The 13,955-nt window shown below is 45.3% G+C and carries 17 protein-coding genes and 2 pseudogenes; 5 read left to right on the top strand and 14 right to left on the bottom strand.

The genetic code is table 11. The features are described from left to right. Positions 1-449: 449 nt before the first annotated feature. Complete coding sequence (locus VX730_06010) at positions 450-2,123, bottom strand: U32 family peptidase (protein ID MEC9291939.1); 1,674 nt, start codon at positions 2,121-2,123, stop codon at positions 450-452. A gap of 222 nt (positions 2,124-2,345) precedes the next feature. Here VX730_06010 and VX730_06005 point away from each other — a divergent pair, with 222 nt between their 5' ends. Together VX730_06005 and VX730_06000 are read left to right on the top strand one after the other, a co-directional pair. Then, positions 2,346-3,311 (top strand): DUF3137 domain-containing protein, encoded by a 966-nt coding sequence (locus VX730_06005; GenBank protein MEC9291938.1) that lies wholly within the window; start codon positions 2,346-2,348, stop codon positions 3,309-3,311. Positions 3,312-3,459: 148 nt separating this feature from the next. Further along, complete coding sequence (locus tag VX730_06000) at positions 3,460-3,753, top strand: hypothetical protein (protein ID MEC9291937.1); 294 nt, start codon at positions 3,460-3,462, stop codon at positions 3,751-3,753. Positions 3,754-4,097: 344 nt separating this feature from the next. Here the strand turns inward: VX730_06000 and rplQ are convergent. The 9 genes and pseudogenes from rplQ to rplO form a co-directional block, all read right to left on the bottom strand. Continuing rightward, positions 4,098-4,448, bottom strand: a pseudogene (rplQ, locus tag VX730_05995) (50S ribosomal protein L17). A 36-nt stretch (positions 4,449-4,484) separates the two neighbouring features. Next, positions 4,485-5,504, bottom strand: a complete 1,020-nt coding sequence (locus VX730_05990) for a DNA-directed RNA polymerase subunit alpha (protein ID MEC9291936.1) — start codon at positions 5,502-5,504, stop codon at positions 4,485-4,487. A 60-nt stretch (positions 5,505-5,564) separates the two neighbouring features. Beyond that, a complete protein-coding gene (gene rpsK, locus VX730_05985; GenBank protein MEC9291935.1) occupies positions 5,565-5,951 on the bottom strand; it encodes a 30S ribosomal protein S11 in 387 nt (128 codons plus the stop codon). A gap of 6 nt (positions 5,952-5,957) precedes the next feature. Further along, positions 5,958-6,323, bottom strand: coding sequence for a 30S ribosomal protein S13 (gene rpsM, locus VX730_05980; protein MEC9291934.1), 366 nt, complete (start codon positions 6,321-6,323; stop codon positions 5,958-5,960). Between the two features lie 33 nt (positions 6,324-6,356). Further along, positions 6,357-6,497 (bottom strand): ribosomal protein bL36, encoded by a 141-nt coding sequence (locus tag VX730_05975; GenBank protein MEC9291933.1) that lies wholly within the window; start codon positions 6,495-6,497, stop codon positions 6,357-6,359. Between the two features lie 346 nt (positions 6,498-6,843). Next, entirely contained in the window at positions 6,844-7,062 is a 219-nt protein-coding gene (infA, locus tag VX730_05970; GenBank protein ID MEC9291932.1) for a translation initiation factor IF-1, read from the bottom strand. A 30-nt stretch (positions 7,063-7,092) separates the two neighbouring features. Beyond that, a complete protein-coding gene (locus VX730_05965) occupies positions 7,093-7,755 on the bottom strand; it encodes an adenylate kinase (GenBank protein MEC9291931.1) in 663 nt (220 codons plus the stop codon). Next, a complete protein-coding gene (secY, locus tag VX730_05960) occupies positions 7,755-9,122 on the bottom strand; it encodes a preprotein translocase subunit SecY (protein ID MEC9291930.1) in 1,368 nt (455 codons plus the stop codon). The genes VX730_05965 and secY overlap by 1 nt, the downstream gene beginning before the upstream one ends. A gap of 152 nt (positions 9,123-9,274) precedes the next feature. Beyond that, positions 9,275-9,796, bottom strand: a complete 522-nt coding sequence (rplO, locus tag VX730_05955; GenBank protein ID MEC9291929.1) for a 50S ribosomal protein L15 — start codon at positions 9,794-9,796, stop codon at positions 9,275-9,277. Positions 9,797-10,187: 391 nt separating this feature from the next. Between rplO and VX730_05950 the strand changes: the two genes are divergently transcribed. The 3 genes from VX730_05950 to VX730_05940 all read left to right on the top strand — a co-directional run bounded on the left by VX730_05950 (position 10,188) and on the right by VX730_05940 (position 12,073). Further along, entirely contained in the window at positions 10,188-10,475 is a 288-nt protein-coding gene (locus tag VX730_05950; GenBank protein ID MEC9291928.1) for a hypothetical protein, read from the top strand. A 101-nt stretch (positions 10,476-10,576) separates the two neighbouring features. Further along, the gene (locus VX730_05945) at positions 10,577-11,278 is read left to right on the top strand and encodes a carbonic anhydrase (protein ID MEC9291927.1); all 702 of its coding nucleotides are present in this window, start codon (positions 10,577-10,579) and stop codon (positions 11,276-11,278) included. A 63-nt stretch (positions 11,279-11,341) separates the two neighbouring features. Continuing rightward, on the top strand, positions 11,342-12,073 hold the full coding sequence (locus VX730_05940) for a hypothetical protein (GenBank protein MEC9291926.1): 732 nt from the start codon (positions 11,342-11,344) through the stop codon (positions 12,071-12,073). 33 nt (positions 12,074-12,106) lie between these two features. On the opposite strand, the gene VX730_05935 is transcribed toward VX730_05940, so the two are convergent. The 4 genes and pseudogenes from VX730_05935 to rplR all read right to left on the bottom strand — a co-directional run bounded on the left by VX730_05935 (position 12,107) and on the right by rplR (position 13,952). Next, positions 12,107-12,382 (bottom strand): HigA family addiction module antitoxin, encoded by a 276-nt coding sequence (locus VX730_05935; GenBank protein ID MEC9291925.1) that lies wholly within the window; start codon positions 12,380-12,382, stop codon positions 12,107-12,109. A 223-nt stretch (positions 12,383-12,605) separates the two neighbouring features. Continuing rightward, a complete protein-coding gene (gene rpmD / locus VX730_05930; protein MEC9291924.1) occupies positions 12,606-12,812 on the bottom strand; it encodes a 50S ribosomal protein L30 in 207 nt (68 codons plus the stop codon). 263 nt (positions 12,813-13,075) lie between these two features. Further along, positions 13,076-13,573, bottom strand: a pseudogene (rpsE, locus tag VX730_05925) (30S ribosomal protein S5). Positions 13,574-13,589: 16 nt separating this feature from the next. Beyond that, positions 13,590-13,952: a 50S ribosomal protein L18 gene (gene rplR, locus VX730_05920; protein ID MEC9291923.1), complete on the bottom strand. Its 363-nt coding sequence runs from the start codon at positions 13,950-13,952 to the stop codon at positions 13,590-13,592. Positions 13,953-13,955 lie beyond the last annotated feature (3 nt).

Below are 13,955 nucleotides of genomic sequence, written 5' to 3'. Positions count from 1 at the left end.
GCAACTGCGGGGCTTTTTGTTTGGGGAGATTATCTTCACTTACAGCCTTGCATTTTCCCTCTGCTGCGCGGCGTCAAAATACAATTCTACGTGAAGTACCATCTTGGTTTAAAACATCTCACTTCAAAAACAGGCATCCGCTCTGTTTTTATATTGTTTTAAACCGCTCAAAACGCCTGAGCGTTTTGGTTCGCCTATTCGGCTCACACACGTCGATGAAATAGCTGGGGTGAATGCCTAAACGAGTGCGAACAGAGTGAGCCAAAACCCGAGGTGGAGGGTTTTGAGCGGGCGAAGCCCAAGACATACGTTTTGAACGAAAGTGAAAAACATCCAAGCGCACATGCAAAGCTATGTGCGATAAAGCAGTATTAAAAGACTATAACTTTCGGAGCATAAAAAACGCCATTTTACATGGCGCTTTTTTATTCTGGGAGTAAGCAAAGAAACTAAACAGCAACCTTACGCTCTTCCTTCGTCAGCATCTTACCCATCTTCTTCTGTTGCAGAAGCTCACGGGCTTTAGCGTACTTGTCATCGTTCCAGAACATCAGGCAACCGTTACAACCAAGGCCACAGCACCCTTCGTCTTTCTTCTTAGGCGGTTTCGCACTAGAAGAACGTACAGGCTGATCGCCACGCTTCTCTTCTGCACGGTGCTTAATCTGAACCAGTACTTTTTCACTGATCTTACCTGATTCCATCTGGTGCGTACGTTCACGTACTTTCACGTGGTCACGGCGCACGTTATCAAGTGAGATCATTTCTGTACGTGCCACTGTCATCACAGGTAGGCGCTGTTTGAAGGTTTCAGGGTCTTCTAGGTGGAAGGCACTGATTGGAATACGCAGAGCAAATTTTTGACCTGGGTTCACCTTCTCAACCATTTTACCTGTTTTTGCGCACTCAAACTCATACAGGCGCAGACGTACAACTTCTAGGTCTGGGTTGTGCTTACTGTTTGGTGGCAGAAACTCAATCACGTCACCCTTTTCAATCGTGTTACGCACTTCAAAGATCATGTCATCGCCGTCCCACTCACGGATAAATCCACCAAAGTTCCACTCACCCATAGACGCCGTTGTTTCGTAGTCTTGAGAGTGGTTTGTCAGGCGACCATTGTGGAAAGCGAGCGTGTAACCACGGCTACGTACAGCATTCAGTTCAGCCATGTAAGCTTTGCTGTCCCAGCCTTCTGGGTCCACGTAGTAGTCATCAATCGCTTTACGGTAAGCACGGGCAACACTTGCCACGTAGAACTCATTCTTGTGACGACCTTCAATCTTCAGGCTATCTACACCAATACGCAGGTAATCGTTAAGCACTGGCATGAGGCACATGTCTTTTGCGTTCATGAAGTATGTACCGTCTACAGTCTCCTCAAGTGGAATCAAGTCACCCGGGCGGAACTCTTCTTCAAGGAAGAACTGGAACATGTCCTTGTTGTCTTCGTTGATGATCAGCTCTTCTGTACGACCATCTTTCATCTTCATGTGTACTTTGTAGTGCCAGCGGCAGCTGTGTGCGCAGTTCCCTTGGTTTGCCCCACGCTCACTCATAAAGTTTGAGAGCAGGCAACGGCCAGAGTAACTCATGCACATGGCGCCATGTACAAAGGCTTCAAGTTTGATGTCTGGGCATTTTTCGCGGATCTCTTCCATCTCACCAAAGCTCACTTCACGCGCCAGTACAGCAAGTGATGCGCCCTGCTCTTTCCAGTAGTTTACCGACAGCCAAGAACATAGGTTCGCCTGCGTTGAAATATGGCGCTCAAGCTCTGGGCAGTTTTCTTTCATGTATTGGAATACACCTGGGTCAGCCACAATCACACCGTCTGGCTTCACTTTACGAATCGTCTCAAGGAAGTCAGGCAGCTTTTCAATATCTTTGTTGTGTGTGTATAGGTTAAGGGTCAGATACACACGTACGCCGTTCTCGTGCGCGTACGCGATACCTTCCATCAGGTCTTCAAGGCTAAACGCAGACTTAGTACGCAGAGACAAATCAGGTGTCCCACAGTAAATGGCATCCGCACCATAAAGAATGGCTGTTTTCATGTTCTGAAGACTGCCCGCTGGCATTAAGAGTTCGCTGCGCTCTGGACGTGTAACCTGCACTGTCATGTGTGTATTCCTTAAAACTAAGTTTTTATTTTTGGGCTATGGCAAACCTTGCCTTATACCCGAAAAATAAGGGTATCGCCCAGCGCACTGTATACCATACGAACAATAGCGATACAAGACGAAAATGGTTTTGTTTAACCACAACTTTTACGTTTTATTCTACTGATTTTCACACCTATTTCCCGTATGCTAGTTTCACGTAATAAAAACAGGACAGATACGATGCTCGACACATCTACATTTAAAGATTTAGAACGCACACGCGAAACCATGAAGAAGAGCTTTGATTTATATCTCATGGTATTTAAAGTTACATTATCACTATGGCTAGTGCTTCATGTCATTGTTCTTGGAACAATGTTTAAACCAGAAGTTCTTGCAATATTACCTGTTGCTCTAACAGATACATTTACAAGTATCTTAAATTCTCACCAATATGTTTCACACCTAGTAATTGGCGTACCATTTATTCTGTTGATTGCTCCTATCTTTAAAATTACTTCCGTTGCAGGGAAATATAAAAAATACATGTTAGAAACTATCTTTAAATCAGGGCTTGGCTTTAAACAGGAGAAGTTTTCAGACCATGCACTTTACAAAACCCTAAAGACACAAGGTATGTTTACACGTGGAGAAAACCCGTCTTTTACAATGGAAATATACGAAGGAAAGCACGGTGAACGTGATCTAAAATTCTGGCAGCAACGTACTATTAAAGGGAAAAACACAACGATCTTCTCTGGTATGTACCTGACAACAGATATGCCAAATGCTCCAGCGTCTACGCTACTCTGTACAAACCTTCATAAAAAAGTACGCGCCAAGCACCTAAGTAAATTTGAAACAAACAATAGTGTATTTGAAAGCAAGTTTAACCTTTACTCAGATAATGCAGACGCTTTCTCCCCTTACCTAACTGATGAGCTTCTCAGTAAACTTGATGACCTGAACCAATCGTTCCGCTCTAACCGTGGTAAACAAGATGGCGAAATTAAAGAGATCGAATTCCTCATTCATGAGAAAAAACTTTATCTTGCAGTCCCAATGGCAAAAGGCATGTTTCAAGCCACTAGCTTGTCTTACAAGAGCCAATCTATCCGCAAGGATGTAGAACACATTGTAAAAGAGATTGAAGAAATTCTCTCTGCTGTGAATGTGTTCTCAGTTTTTGACCAGTCCCACCAATAAGAAAATACTACTTTAAAAGCCCTCAGCAGCACACTGAGGGCTTTTCTATTGAAAAAAACGATTCATCATACCCATATATAGAGACAGTTAACCCATCATGGGTTCTCTGAAGTACCATTTCAACAGCCTTTCTAGAGGAGATATCTTTATGGCTGACAACCCTGAAATTAGCTACGAGCTGAACAGCAACGGCATGATCAGCGAAGCTGCTGCCACAGCCATCCAGCTGGCCAAGCAAGGCAACTGTGAAGTTGTCATGACTTGCGGCTACGGCGCCAAAATTCGTGTGAATAAAGACACGGAAATGGCGCACGTAACCCAAGCGTATGCTTGCTTCAAACGCGGGCAGATCAAAGGTGACATTGACTGCACCGTCAAAACCCTGCTGGATGCGGAGAACAAGCGTATGCAAGCAAGAATCGAAAAAGATATGGCTGCATAACAGTTCATATCAACCAAACAAAGCCCCCTGCTACATGCGGGGGGCTTTTGTTATATTTAGCTGAAAGTTATAGTCAAACAAAAAAGCCCCGCACATGCGGGGCTTTTTTAAACTTAACTTAGCCTCGAGAGAGATTACTCAGCTTTTTCAGCTTCGTCTTTTTTAGCAGCTGCTTTTTTAGCTGGCGCCTTTTTAGCAGGAGTCTTCTTCTCAGAAGCTTCCTTCTTAGGAGCGGCCTTCTTAGCAGGAGCTTTTTTCTCAGTTGTTTCAGCTTTAGCTTCAACGACTGCGTCTTTAGCTTCTGTTTTAGGCTTTTCAGCTTTAGCAGGCTTCTCTTCAGCCATGTCCGTTAGAGCGATGATTGCCATTGGGGCAGCATCACCTTGACGGAAGCCAAACTTCATTACGCGCGTGTAACCACCCTGACGGTCTTTGAAGCGAGGTCCGATTTCATCGAAAAGCTTCTTAACAACCGCTGGGTCTTTGATGATGCGTGCTGCCTGACGGCGAGACGCTAGGTCACCTTTTTTCGCGTAAGTGATGAGTGGTTCAACAACCTTACGAAGGTCTTTAGCCTTTGGAAGTGTTGTTTTGATTTGCTCATGCTCAAGCAGGCTTGTTGCAAGGTTGCAAAATAGTGCCTTGCGGTGGCTGCTTGTACGGTTCAGTTTACGTCCTGCAATACCGTGTCTCATAGTTTTACCCTATCTCTCTTAATGCTTCTATTAAGCTTAGTTAAAGTTTTTTGTGATTCGGCTAGCCAAATCTTCAATGTTCTCTGGTGGCCAGTTGTCGATACGCATACCGAGGCCTAGACCCATAGTTGAAAGAACGTCCTTGATCTCGTTTAGAGACTTACGACCGAAGTTTGGAGTCTTCAGCATTTCAGATTCGCTCTTGTGAACTAGGTCACCAATGTAAACAATGTTGTCGTTCTTCAGGCAGTTTGCACTACGTACAGATAGCTCAAGCTCATCTACTTTCATCAGTAGGTAAGGGTTGATCTGTACTTCTGGCTCTTTCGCTTCCTCTTCTTCAACAACTTCCTCGAAGTTAATGAACACTGTTAGCTGGTCCTGAAGGATACGCGCTGCGTAAGCAAGAGCGTCTTCTGGAGCAACAACACCGTTTGTTTCAACTTCCATAGTTAGTTTGTTAAAGTCAGTCGCTTGACCAACACGTGCGTCAGTAACTTTGAAAGCAACACGACGAACAGGTGAGAAGATAGAGTCGATTGGAATAAGTCCAATAACTTGGTCTTCTGGAGCGTTCTCAGCAGCTGGAACATAACCCTTACCAGTGTTAACTGTAAGTTCCATGTTTAGCTCACCTTCATCGCTCAATGTTGCGATGTGGTGGTCTGGATCGATCACTTCGATGTCGTGGCCAGTTTCAAGGTCACCAGCAGTAACTACGCCTGGGCCCTTTTTCTTCAATGTGATTGTTTTTTGCTCATCAGAGTGAGAAACAATCGCCATTGCTTTCAGGTTCAAGATGATGTCTGTTACATCTTCACGCACACCTGCTACTGTTGAGAATTCATGTAGAACTCCGTCAATTTTCATTTGTGTCACAGCCGAACCTTGTAGGCTAGACAGTAGGATACGACGTAGTGCGTTACCTAGTGTGTGACCAAAGCCGCGCTCTAGAGGCTCAACAACAAATGTTGCGCTCTTGCGAGGATCTTTGTGAGTTACGATGTCTACTTTGCTGGGTTTAATCAGCTCTTTCCAGTTTGCAGTAATTTGCATGATTTTTATCTCCACTATTTATCTTAAAGCTCGGTTTAAGAAGTGGCGGTACGTATAAAATTATACGCGACGCTTCTTCTTCGGTCGGCAACCGTTGTGTGGTACAGGTGTAACGTCCTTGATTGACTGAATTTCAAAGCCAAGTGTGTGTAGTGCGCGAACAGCTGATTCACGACCAGAACCTGGGCCTTTTACTTCAACGTCAAGTACTTTAACACCATGGTCTTGAGCCTTACGGCCCGCATCTTCAGCAGTTAGCTGTGATGCAAAAGGAGTCGCTTTACGAGATCCTTTGAAACCCTGTTGGCCAGAAGTTGACCAAGAAATTGTGTTTCCTTGTACGTCTGTAATAGTTACAGATGTGTTGTTAAACGTAGAACGAATGTGAGCGATACCGCTTGTAATGTTCTTTTTAACTTTTTTCTTTGTACGAAGTTGTTTAGCCATGTGTCTCTACTTTCTCTTTACAACGCCTGTACGAGGGCCTTTACGCGTACGTGCATTTGTCTTTGTGCTCTGGCCACGAACTGGCAGACCACGACGGTGGCGTAGACCACGGTAGCAACCTAGGTCCATAAGACGCTTAATGTTAAGAGCAACCTGACGACGCAGATCACCTTCTACAAGATTCTTTGTTTCCACAAGTTCACGAATTTTCGCTACTTCTGCTTCAGTAAGTTTGTTTACGCGTGTGTCTTCTTTCACCTTAGCTTCTGCTAGGATCTGACGAGACTTTACGTTACCAATACCGTAAATGTAAGTCAGAGCGACCCACACTTGCTTATCTGTTGGAATGTTTACACCGGCAATACGAGCCACTGGTTCTCTCCTTGTTTACCTAAATTCTTTAAATTAGCCGCGACGCTTGAAACCGATACGCACTTTGTTGCGTGGGTTCATTTTGTCGAGTACATAAATACGACCACGACGCTTAACAACCTGAGTTGTGCGGCTACGAGTCTTACGGCTTCCTAGTGATGAACGTACTTTCATCGTTCTTTCCTTTCTCATGTGTCTAAGGCGGTTATCTAGTGCATCTAACCAAATCGCTAGGCGCCTTAGGCTTTCTTTTAAGGGTTTTTCTATATACACATACAAAAAAACCACGAAACTATACGTTTGTCGTTGCGTCTTACCAGGCCAGATTCCTTTTTACCGAAGTAAAATGGCGGTTATGTTAAACCTGATGCCCACTTGACGCTTGGGGCTTATTGCCAAAACAGAGGCTGTGTGTGCCTTGTATAAGCGATGTAGGTATAAATTGCAAGGGGTTATTTAAGATTCTCTGATAAAAAATCAAAGCCCCCTCTCTTGAGGGGGCTTTTTGTAATCAGTGTACTTACTTCTTACGGTAAGTGATACGGCCTTTTGTTAGGTCGTAAGGTGTCATTTCAACCGTTACAGTATCACCAGCAAGAATACGAATGTTAAACTGACGCATTTTACCAGAAATATGCGCAAGGATTTCGTGACCGTTCTCGAGCTTCACTTTGAACATTGTGTTCGGTAGCGTATCTACTACAGTTCCGTCGAGTTCAATTACATCGTTTTTGGCCAAGGGTCTTCTCCTAGTTGTTTAAATATTCGTTTACGCTGACTGTTTATAAGGTACGCCAAGTGCTTTTGCAAGGTTTTCACTTACAGTTTCTACACTTTCAGCACCATTCACCCGAATCAGTAAGCCTTTTTCATCGTAGTAGTTGATGAGTGGCATTGTTTGCTCACGGTAGACATTTAGACGGTGGCGTACCACGTCTTCTTTATCGTCTTCACGCTGTACAAGATCTTCACCAGACTCGTCACACTTACCAGCCACTTTAGGCGGGTTGAATTCTACGTGGTAGATGCGCTTAGATTTAGGTGCCGTGAGACGACCACCCTTACGACGAACAATCTCGTCATCAGCCACATCAAAGTTAATCACGTGATCAAGCGTTAGATCGCGACGACCAAGCATTTCACCAAGGGCGTCTGCTTGAGCCACAGTACGTGGGAAACCATCCAGAATAAAACCATTCTGACAGTCTGCTGCACGTGTACGCTCTTCAACAAGTGCAATTACATCTTCGTCTGCTACAAGGTTACCAGAGTCCATAACCTCTTTCACTTTTTTACCAAGCTCAGTACCTGCCGCCATAGCGTCACGTAGCATATCACCTGTTGAAAGAGTTGGTACATTCAGCATGGTACTCAGGCGGTGTGCCTGAGTCCCTTTGCCTGCCCCTGGAGGGCCAAGTAGAATAAGAATCATCATGCTGTTCCTTTAGCTTTACGGCCAGCAAGTGGAGATTTCTTCAGAAGGCTCTCGTAACGCTGAGCGATCAAGTGAGACTGAACACGTGTGATCAGGTCAATTGTGACTGACACAACAATCAGGATGCTTGTACCACCAAGGTAGAACGGTACAGTCAGCTGGCTGTTAATGATCTCAGGAAGCACACATACAAATGACATGTAAGCGGCACCAATAACTGTTAGACGTGTCATCATGAAGTCTAGGTAAACAGCAGTACTCTTACCTGGGCGGATACCTGGAATAAAGCCGCCGCTCTTCTTCAGGTTATCAGCGGTATCATCTGGGTTAAACACAATCGCTGTGTAGAAGAAGCAGAAGAACACAATCAGCGCTACAAAGAAGGCTGTCCATAGAGGCTTACCTGGTGCAAACCATACACCAACCCACTGTGCCCAAGGCGCTTCTGGGTTAAAGTTAGCAACACTCATTGGCAGCAGAAGAAGTGAGCTTGCGAAAATCGCTGGGATCACACCTGCTGTGTTTAGCTTCATTGGCATGTGGCTTACTTCTGGAGTACCGCCAGTCATACCCCCAATCATTTGGCGTTTCGGGTATTGAATTGGCACTTTACGCATTGCTGTTTCAACAAACACCACAAAGCCCATGACAAGAATAACAAGAGCGAAGATACCACCCACCATTAGAGGGCTTAGCGAACCAGCACTCGCAAGCTCAAATGTTTGGAACAGAGCACGTGGAAGTTCAGCCACAATACCTGCAAAAATAATGATAGAAATACCGTTACCAATACCACGGCTATTGATCTGCTCACCGAGCCACATCACAAACATTGTACCCGTCATCAGTGTGAGAGCTGTTTGCAGGCGGAACATCATGCCGCCGTTTGCAACAACGTTCATAGACTCGTTTGCAACCTGCACAGTTGCGCCTTCCATACCTGCAGCAAGACCGAAACCTTGTACAAGCGCTAGGATAAGCGTGAAGTAACGTGTGTATTGGTTAATCTTACGACGGCCTGTTTCGCCTTCTTTCTTCAGCTCAGCAAGCTTTGGAGAAACTGTTGTCATAAGTTGCATAATAATAGAAGCCGTAATGTAAGGCATCACGTTAAGTGCGAACACCGACATACGTGCAAATGCACCACCAGTAAACATGTTAAACATACCCAGAACACCGTTCTGAAGCTGGCTTTGATACTGTGCCAGTGCGTATGCGTCAATACCTGGAAGTGGAATGTGTGTACCTAGGCGATATACAATCAAAATACCTAGTACAAAAAGAATTCGTGATTTTAGCTCAGTTGCGCCAGCCAGCATTGAAGCCAGTTGCGCCTGATTTGGTTGCCCCGCGCGATTTGCCATCTTATAGAGGTCCTTTATTCTATTATCCCAAACTTAAGTGTTTGGTTTTGTTTCTTTTTAAAAACGAGAGGAAATTCTTGAATGCGGCCTGTCCTCTTAGGCCTCACACAAGCAAAACGGGGCGGAGGATAACTCCCCTGCCCCGAAAGTACTTATTTCTTAGCTTTAGCAGCTGTCTCTTTCTTAGGAAGCTTGCGAGGGTTTTCCTTCACTTCCGCAACAGTAAGAGTACCGCCAGCTTTAGATACTTTTTCCATCGCTGACTTAGAAGCACCAGCAGCTTCAATAGTAAGTGCTGTTTTCAGTTCGCCAGTACCAAGTACTTTAAGACCGTCTTTTGCTTTCTTAGACATACCGATAGATTGGATCACTTCAATCGTGATTGGTTTCTTCGCGTCTAGACGACCCGCGTCAACCATAGCTTGGAGGTCACCAACGTTTACTTCACAGTAAGATTTTGTAAAGTTCGCGTTGCTGAAACCACGCATTGGCAAGCGTTGGTAAAGTGGGTTTTGACCACCTTCAAAGCCGATACGTACTTTACCGCCAGAGCGAGAAAGCTGACCTTTGTGACCGCGACCAGCAGTTTTACCGTTACCAGAACCAATACCGCGACCTACGCGGTTTTTGCCCTTACGAGCGCCCAAGTTATCAGAGAGTTGATTGAGTTTCATGACTCGGTTTCCCTTTCGCCTTAAAAATAATCCTATAATTCTACTAGAAGCTGCTGTAAATCTCTGCTTCCTGTGCGCCGTTGTTCATGTGTTGCATATACACTGCGCTACGGTGCTCGTAAGCAAAAATTTTCGCCACTTTCTAGCGAATTCTCGGATCATTTTTGCATGTTAGTTTTCATCTATTTTGCAATGCTTTCCATAGCCACAGCCACGGACAACATTAAAATCCAAATTGGTTTGTAAGGTATCTAGTGCGCTTTGTCAATGAGGGAATTGATTTTATTTGTGTTTTGGTGCCTTGAATTTCGTACTTTTGGCTCCCATATATTAGATACGACATAAACTTGGGCACTCTTGCCCTGTCCCTCTTGTAAAAGGATGAAATCCAATGAAACTCTCTTTTGCCGGTTTTACCGACATGACCGTATTGCATGATGTGGTGGAATTTCTGGAAAGTGACATGATTTCCGACCACGACAATCACCGCGGCGATTGGAACGTTGACCATGACTACCCTCTCATCGTCACCACTGAAGGTGATGGCTCAGAGGCTCATATCACCATCGCGCTGGACTATGCCAACGGCACCCCCATGAACGAAATTCACTTCGGCAAGCTTGCTGAAGCTTTGGGGCACAAGACCTACCAAGGCGCCCCTTGGGGTAAACAGTGCTAAACGAATGCTTAGAGCCCCCTTTTTAGGGGGCTTTTTGCATGCACTCTCTATCCATGATATATTTCAGATCTGTAATAAATAGGATGATACAAGGAGCTCTTATGCCTGAACTTAAACCACGTCACGCCTCTGCGGCTCTTGCTCGTATTCCTAAACACAATCACAAACACCAAAGTAATATGCCTGATAAAACCTTTGCGTTTCTGCAAGATGGTCAAGAACCTTGGATTGGTGTGATTACCTGTGCAGATTCTCGCGTTCCACTTGAATCCATCATTGGTGATGCCTCTAACCTTGGAAAGGCATTTAAATGCGCCTGCGCTGGTAATACAGCTAAAGGCGCTATTGGCAGCCTTGAGTTTGCTGTGCATCATCTTGGCGTTAAGCTACTTGCCGTACAAGGCCATACAGAGTGTGGCGCTGTTGGGGCTGCTCTTTCAGATTATTCAGGCCTCTCAGAGACACTTAGAGGCGAAATTCACCATATTAAAGGCATGATAGATGAAACGCCCGAGGATGAGCGCCTAAACAACTTAGACGGCGTTACAGCGGGTGTTCTCACGAACATTCGCGCTCAAGTCAAAGCGCTTTCTGCGCACTTTGCCACAGAAATCGAGCGAGACGGCGTCGCTGTTGTCGGCCTCCTTTATGACCTCCACAACAAATTTGGTGGCGGCTTTGGTAAAGAGTACCTTTACTGTATTGGCGATGAGATCCAAACGGATCAGCTTCTAAATCACCCCCTCCTCTCAGAAACCCCACAAGAAGAGCAACTTTCTTTTATTCTGCCCCTTGATTTATAAAATATTCTCCTTACATGAAAGGAGAACTTTAACTTTCTTCCCTTTCACATCATGGAGATTCTCATGCTTAACGATCAACTCCTTCAGCAGCTGCATCGTACTTTTGTCCCCCACGTAGATCTGCTGGCACTTCGTCCAGAAATCACCATCAGCAAAAGTGACTTGCCCAATGAAGGGTTCGGTGAACTAGACGTGACGACTCAAAACCCAGACGGACAAGCTGAAGCGCATTACAGCTACTTGCAACACCCTGTAGGGAGCCTCACAGCGAAAGAGGCTGGAGCGGGTAAGCCTGATAACCTTAACTATACGATAGAAGGGCAACTTTGCAAAAGTCTGGAACAATGGCCTAGAGTCATTGACATGCATCCCCCACGGAAACTCATGAGCATGACCTATTCAGCTCGCCAGCGTCATAAACTCAGAGCGCGCCAAAAGCTATTCTGGACTTATGACAGTGATGAGTTTGAACAAAAAGAAAATGGGAAATTTTCCCTGCACCTTTTTGCCAAAGACCCACACAGTGCTTGGATGGGGCTCTGCATGACACCGCAAAAACAGACCCCGATCAAAGCCAGAGGAAAAACAGCTTTTCCGTTTGAAGGTGGCTTTGTCAGCGTACAGACAGACATGCCAGAGCCAAATGGCAGCAAAACTTTGCAGGTTCAAATCTGGGAAGCGGATGATTCTGGCGAGATGCAAGAGGCCTTTCAGTTCTCCCTAGCAGGCACCTATCCATATATTGGCGCCCCCTGTCAGTATGTGAGCGGCCGGCTGACGCTTCACTGGTCTTAAAATCGAAAAAGCCCCCTGTTGGGGGCTTTTTGTTTATTCGTTTTCCACAAGGGATTTGATGCTTTTAATACCATCATAGTTTTTCTGCAGGTTTAGCCAAAATTGAACCGTATTGCCAAACAGTTCATGAAGCTTCTGAGCGAGAGGTTCATCGATGTCACCTTCCTCTTTCAGCAAGGCTTCAATCACATCATGCGGCTCATGCAGAATGTCTGCAAAAACTTCAGGTGTCCATTCCATGTGAGGCAGAATCTCTTCACGCAAAATTTCACCGGGATGTACAGGCACACGCAGCAGGGACTTAGTCATAGGAATTTCTCCAAAAGAAAAAGATATACAGAAATAGAATACTTTGGGTATACGGCACTCTCCCTGCTTTGTCAATTGAGCATGACAAAATGAAAAAACCCCGCTCATGCGGGGCTTTTTAAATATTGTGCCCAAAGGCTTTTTTAAGAGTTTAGATTTTTACTTTTGGTAAGCGTGGCGTAGTAAAACTACGTAAGCGAGACCGAAAGTGAAAAGGTATCTCTTAAAATTCCTTTGATGTGATGCGCTCACCGTTTACCAATACAAGGTGACGTACTTTGAAAAGCATGCCACGGATGCAAGGTGAATCTTCAAGCGTACGCTCACGACCAATACGGTTAAGACCTAGACCACGTAGAGTCGCTTGTTGGTCTTCTTTACGGCCGATTGGGCTACCAGTTTGCTTAATCTGAAGTGTTTTCTTAGCCATTACGCTTTCTCCCCTTCAGCAGCTGGAGTTTCAGCTGGCGCTTCAGTAGCAGCTGCGTCAGTGTTGTCACCTGCAGCGTATTCTGGCTCCAGAGTTTCTTTCTTCACTTCTTCAGCACGCTTCGCAGCAGCTTTTTTCTCAGCTTGCTTCTGCATTGCTTTTTTCTTCACTTCTTCTGGGCTAACAGTTGTCTTCTTCTCAGAAGCTGTTTTTTCCTCAGCAGGAGTTTCGATGTTATCAAGTACAGTTGAGCGGTTGTTTTTCATTTCACTCATACGTAGGCCACGCTTAGAGGCAACGCTACGAGGTGTTTGAGTGTTAGAAAGCGCTTCAAAAGTTGCTTGGATCATGTTGTATGGGTTCGAGTTCCCTAGAGACTTCGCTACAACGTCTTTGATACCAAGAGCTTCAAATACTGCACGCATTGGACCACCGGCGATGATACCACGACCAGGTTTAGCTGGGCGTAGAACAACTTGTGAGCCTGAGAATTTCGCTTCTACATCATGGTGTAGAGTACGACCTTCACGTAGTGGAACACGGATCATGCGGCGCTTTGCAACGTCAGTTGCTTTACGTACTGCATCAGGAACTTCCTTCGCCTTACCTGCACCCCAGCCGATACGGCCATTTTCATCACCAACTACAACGATGGCGCTGAAAGAGAAACGACGACCACCTTTAACTACTTTCGCGACGCGGTTAACAGCTACGAGCTTATCAACCATTCCGCTTTGTTCACGATCTTGTGTGAATGCCATTGTGTTTCGTCCTTTCTTAGAAGTTTAGGCCTGCTTCGCGAGCCGCGTCAGCAAGTGCTTTAATTCGACCTTGGAAACGGAAAGAACCACGGTCAAAGAATACATCTTTAACACCAGCGTCTTTAGCACGCTTACCAATTTCAGCACCTACAGCTGTTGCTGCTTCAACAGTGCTACCCTTCTTGATTGACTTACGAAGTTTCTTGTCAACTGTTGAAGCTGAAGCAAGAGTTGTACCCTTCACATCGTCGATTACTTGAGCATAAATGTGTTGCTCACTTCTGTACACGCTTAGGCGCACACGATCGTTACGCGCAGACACAGTTTTAAGCTTGTGTCTGTTTCTAAGAGCGCGGTTTGAATTCGCTTTAGATGTCATAAT

The sequence above is a fragment of the Pseudomonadota bacterium genome (genome assembly GCA_036141575.1).
In the GTDB taxonomy this organism is placed as follows: Bacteria; Pseudomonadota; Alphaproteobacteria; order UBA2136; family JAPKEQ01; genus JAPKEQ01.
This window is presented reverse-complemented; position numbering and strand designations above follow the sequence as displayed.

Excerpts from the sequence above, each read along its gene's own strand:
- VX730_05990 (MEC9291936.1), bottom strand. The coding sequence starts at position 5,504 with ATGCAAATTACTGCAAACTGGAAAGAGCTGATTAAACCCAGCAAAGTA.
- VX730_06000 (MEC9291937.1), top strand. The coding sequence starts at position 3,460 with ATGGCTGACAACCCTGAAATTAGCTACGAGCTGAACAGCAACGGCATG.
- VX730_06010 (MEC9291939.1), bottom strand. The coding sequence starts at position 2,123 with ATGACAGTGCAGGTTACACGTCCAGAGCGCAGCGAACTCTTAATGCCA.
- rplR (MEC9291923.1), bottom strand. The coding sequence starts at position 13,952 with ATGACATCTAAAGCGAATTCAAACCGCGCTCTTAGAAACAGACACAAG.
- VX730_05945 (MEC9291927.1), top strand. The coding sequence starts at position 10,577 with ATGCCTGAACTTAAACCACGTCACGCCTCTGCGGCTCTTGCTCGTATT.
- VX730_05950 (MEC9291928.1), top strand. The coding sequence starts at position 10,188 with ATGAAACTCTCTTTTGCCGGTTTTACCGACATGACCGTATTGCATGAT.
- secY (MEC9291930.1), bottom strand. The coding sequence starts at position 9,122 with ATGGCAAATCGCGCGGGGCAACCAAATCAGGCGCAACTGGCTTCAATG.
- VX730_05965 (MEC9291931.1), bottom strand. The coding sequence starts at position 7,755 with ATGATTCTTATTCTACTTGGCCCTCCAGGGGCAGGCAAAGGGACTCAG.
- rplO (MEC9291929.1), bottom strand. The coding sequence starts at position 9,796 with ATGAAACTCAATCAACTCTCTGATAACTTGGGCGCTCGTAAGGGCAAA.
- VX730_06005 (MEC9291938.1), top strand. The coding sequence starts at position 2,346 with ATGCTCGACACATCTACATTTAAAGATTTAGAACGCACACGCGAAACC.
- VX730_05975 (MEC9291933.1), bottom strand. The coding sequence starts at position 6,497 with ATGAAAGTACGTTCATCACTAGGAAGCCGTAAGACTCGTAGCCGCACA.
- rpmD (MEC9291924.1), bottom strand. The coding sequence starts at position 12,812 with ATGGCTAAGAAAACACTTCAGATTAAGCAAACTGGTAGCCCAATCGGC.
- VX730_05940 (MEC9291926.1), top strand. The coding sequence starts at position 11,342 with ATGCTTAACGATCAACTCCTTCAGCAGCTGCATCGTACTTTTGTCCCC.
- rpsK (MEC9291935.1), bottom strand. The coding sequence starts at position 5,951 with ATGGCTAAACAACTTCGTACAAAGAAAAAAGTTAAAAAGAACATTACA.
- VX730_05935 (MEC9291925.1), bottom strand. The coding sequence starts at position 12,382 with ATGACTAAGTCCCTGCTGCGTGTGCCTGTACATCCCGGTGAAATTTTG.